This window comes from uncultured Oscillibacter sp. (genome assembly GCF_910587525.1).
In the GTDB taxonomy this organism is placed as follows: Bacteria; Bacillota; Clostridia; order Oscillospirales; family Oscillospiraceae; genus Oscillibacter.
This window is the reverse complement of the sequence record NZ_CAJULS010000195.1, coordinates 1-3193: the sequence shown is the minus strand read 5'-3', so window position 1 is coordinate 3193 and position 3193 is coordinate 1. Positions and strand designations below refer to the sequence as shown.

At 60.7% G+C, this 3193-nt stretch carries 2 protein-coding genes; one reads left to right on the top strand and one right to left on the bottom strand.

What is annotated here, in order from left to right; translation table 11 throughout:
• Positions 1-391: 391 nt before the first annotated feature.
• Positions 392-1072, top strand: a complete 681-nt coding sequence (locus QZ326_RS12270; RefSeq protein WP_365329261.1) for a LytTR family DNA-binding domain-containing protein — start codon at positions 392-394, stop codon at positions 1070-1072.
• A 40-nt stretch (positions 1073-1112) separates the two neighbouring features.
• On the opposite strand, the gene QZ326_RS12265 is transcribed toward QZ326_RS12270, so the two are convergent.
• Positions 1113-2894, bottom strand: coding sequence for a sensor histidine kinase (locus tag QZ326_RS12265; RefSeq protein ID WP_295745663.1), 1782 nt, complete (start codon positions 2892-2894; stop codon positions 1113-1115).
• Positions 2895-3193: the final 299 nt, after the last annotated feature.

Below are 3193 nucleotides of genomic sequence, written 5' to 3'. Positions count from 1 at the left end.
CTTACGGGGGCTTGGGGGCGGAGGCCACCAACAAGCGAGCGCCGGTATATACCGGCGCATTGCTTGCTGCTGCCATCCCTGCCAGCAGCAGGGAGTGTCCTATCGGCAGATTTTATGTTTGGGAAGGTGTCCTGTAGGGGCCGGGCTCTGTCCCGGCCCGTTTGTAGGGAAACTGGCTGTTTTCGGGGGAACGGACGGGCACGGAGGAGGCCCATCCCTATGGTGTACCCCTGGAGAACCCGGATAAAAGGATAACATGCGCGTTTGGATACTTCCTCAGCAGCACTGCCCTTTGACGGCAGCGCCGAAAAATGCTATAATGGCACAAACTGTTCCGCAGGGAGGTGACCGCCCCATGTACCGTATCGCAATATGCGAGGACGAGCCATCCATGGCGCAAGAAAATGAGGCTATGATTTGCCGCATTCTGGAGGCCCGTCATTTCCAGCGGGATATTGATTTTTCCGTTTCCGGCTTTTCGGCAGCGGGACCGCTGCTGACCGTCCTGCAGAAACAGCCTGCGGCGTTTCATCTGCTCTTGCTGGATATTGGGCTGGCCCAGGAAAACGGCATGGAACTGGCCAAACGTCTGCGGGAATTGAATGTCGGCTGCTCCATTATCTACATCACCTCTTATGCGGAGTATATGTCCGATTCCTTTGCCACCCACCCGCTGGAATACCTGATGAAGCCGGTGGACGAGGAGAGGCTGGAAAAGGCCATCAAGTGGGATCTGCAAAAAAACCACCGCCCAGGACAGATCGCACTGCCTGTAAGGGGCGGCTTGCGCAAAGTGGAGGCAAAAGACATCCTTTACGCGGAAGCGGTCAACCATAAGTCCGCCGTCCATCTGCCGGGAGAAGAAATTCCCGTCAACCTGAGTTTTCGGGAAATGCTTTCCCGCCTGCGGGGGGACGCGTTCTGCCGCTGCCACCATAGCTTTGTCGTGAATCTGGAGCACGTCCTCAAGCAGACCACACGCGGACTGCTGCTGGACACAGAGACGGAGCTTCCGGTCAGCCGCACCTATCAGCAGGAGATCACGAAACGCTTTATCGCTTTTCTCAAATAGAAACCGCCCTCCCTGTGAACTGCCACAGGAAGGGCGGCATTCAGTCCGGCATTTGCAGGGCGGTAGCGGCGGAAAAGCAGCCATCCGAGCATTTCAGCAGCAGCTCACTGCGGTATTTCCTCGCAACCGCCTGGACCGCTTTCAGCCCATAGCCGTGGGCGGACTTGTCCGCCTTGGTGGTACGGAACAGGCCGCTATCCCCGTCATAGTCCACCGGGGTGAAGCAGGAATTTTCCACCCCGATATACAGATGGTACCCCCGGATATGGAGATCCACCCACAGCCACTTCCGCGCCCCCATTGGTGCCAGGGCGTTGGCGTCCAGGGCGTTTTGCAGAAGGTTCATCAGCACCGTGCAAAGCTCCGTGTCCGGAAAGGGCAGCGTTTCCGGCACGTCGACCCGGTGCTCCACCTCGATTCCCTGCTTCCGCGCCCGTGCCAGCATGGTGGTCAGCACGGCGTTGATGGCCGGGTGGGGGGCGCAGGCCAGGGCGGGAATGGCGTACACATCAGACACCAGGGTACTCAGATAGGCGTTTAGCCGCTCAACCTCTCCCGCGCGGGACAGGTTTTGCAGCACCAAATAATGATTCTTTACCTCATGGCGCAGCTCCCCCAGGGCGGCGGCGCTCTCCTGCACAACGGCAAGCTGCTCCCGTGTCAGGCTCTCACGGGCGGACAGCACCCGCATTTCCGTCTCCCGCCGGGCCACGCGGCGGGTCAGGGCCACCACACTTTCTAAAAAGCACAGCGCCAGTAGCAGACTGTTCCAGTAAAACAGCTCCGTGTCGATCCAGAGGATTGGGCCGGCCAGGAACGCCCATAAGATGGACGCGTGGGGACCGGTCCGCGCCGCCGGGAGGATACTCAGCAGCAGGATAGCCGCGGCGCACCCTCCCAGCCAGGGCAGGAAGCGGCGGAATACCGGATTGCCGTCCCGGACCTCCAGCGCGGCGCAGGCCAGCAGGGCGGCGATGGTAAAGCAGAACGCAAGTCCGGCATGGACGGCAATACCGGAAAAGAGCGGGACCACTGTCTGGAATCCCGCCACAACGAAGTAAAACAGCGAGGGCAGGACGGCAAAGGGAGCGAACGCCTTTCGCCATTTTTTCATGCCTAGCATCAGGTATAAGGGCGGCGCGGCGAACAGCAGCGCCCGTGACTGGCACAGCACCAGCCCGTAGAGCGCGGGCGGCAGGCTGAACAGGGAGGAGTTTTGCAGATAGAAGTACGCCGCCTGGCCCAGGGCGGCGATGCTCAGCAGCAGTACCGGCCAGGACCAGGACCCCTCCAGAGTGCCGTACAGGAGAAACAGGCCCAGCGCTAGCAAAAAGATCATGCCAAAAGCGGCGGCGGGAAAGGCCCGCAGGCTGGTATCGGCCCGGGCCAGTTCGTTGATGACCGCGCTGCTGGTGAGATAGAGGGAAGGCTCCGGGTCCTCCGTGCCCTTCTCCATGATGAGGGTGAGGGCCTTACCGCTCCAATCCGGGGGAAGCGTCACATACAGATTCCCCGAACCCGCCGGGATATTCTGAAAGGGCGCGCCGTCCAGCCGCAGCTCCGCCGCCGCATACAGCTGCCGGATCTCCAGAATTGAGCGCGGCCCTTCCGCCTGCTCCGGGAGGGTGTATTCCAAAGACAGCGGACCCGCGTAGAGGTACAGGCCGTCCAGCCCCGGCGCGCCGCTCACGGCCTCCGGCGTCAGGCGTGCGGGCTCCTGCCGGGGGACCGTCTCCGCTCCCAGCAGCCACAGAAGGCCCGCCGCGCACAGCAGGAACAACCCCGCCGCCAGACAACCGGCCCACCGTTTTCCAATCCGCATATCCCGCCCTCCTCAATACCGTTTGTACTTAGCGTAACCGGGAACATTGCCGCTGTCAAGGGGCGGACAATGTTATTTGGTCGCAAATCCTGCATTCTGGTAGGGTAGTCTTGTTTTTTTCAGTGCTTTATGTATGATGTGAACTAGAAAATTGCGGCGAAAACGGATCAAGAAAGGGGCGTGCCCCTTTCTCAGTCCCCCCATGGGGGGACTGAATTCCCTCTGCCGCGCAAGGAGGAAGCTGCATGAAGCAGATCGGAAGAGCGTCGTGTAGGGAAAGAGTGTAGATCTCGGTGGTC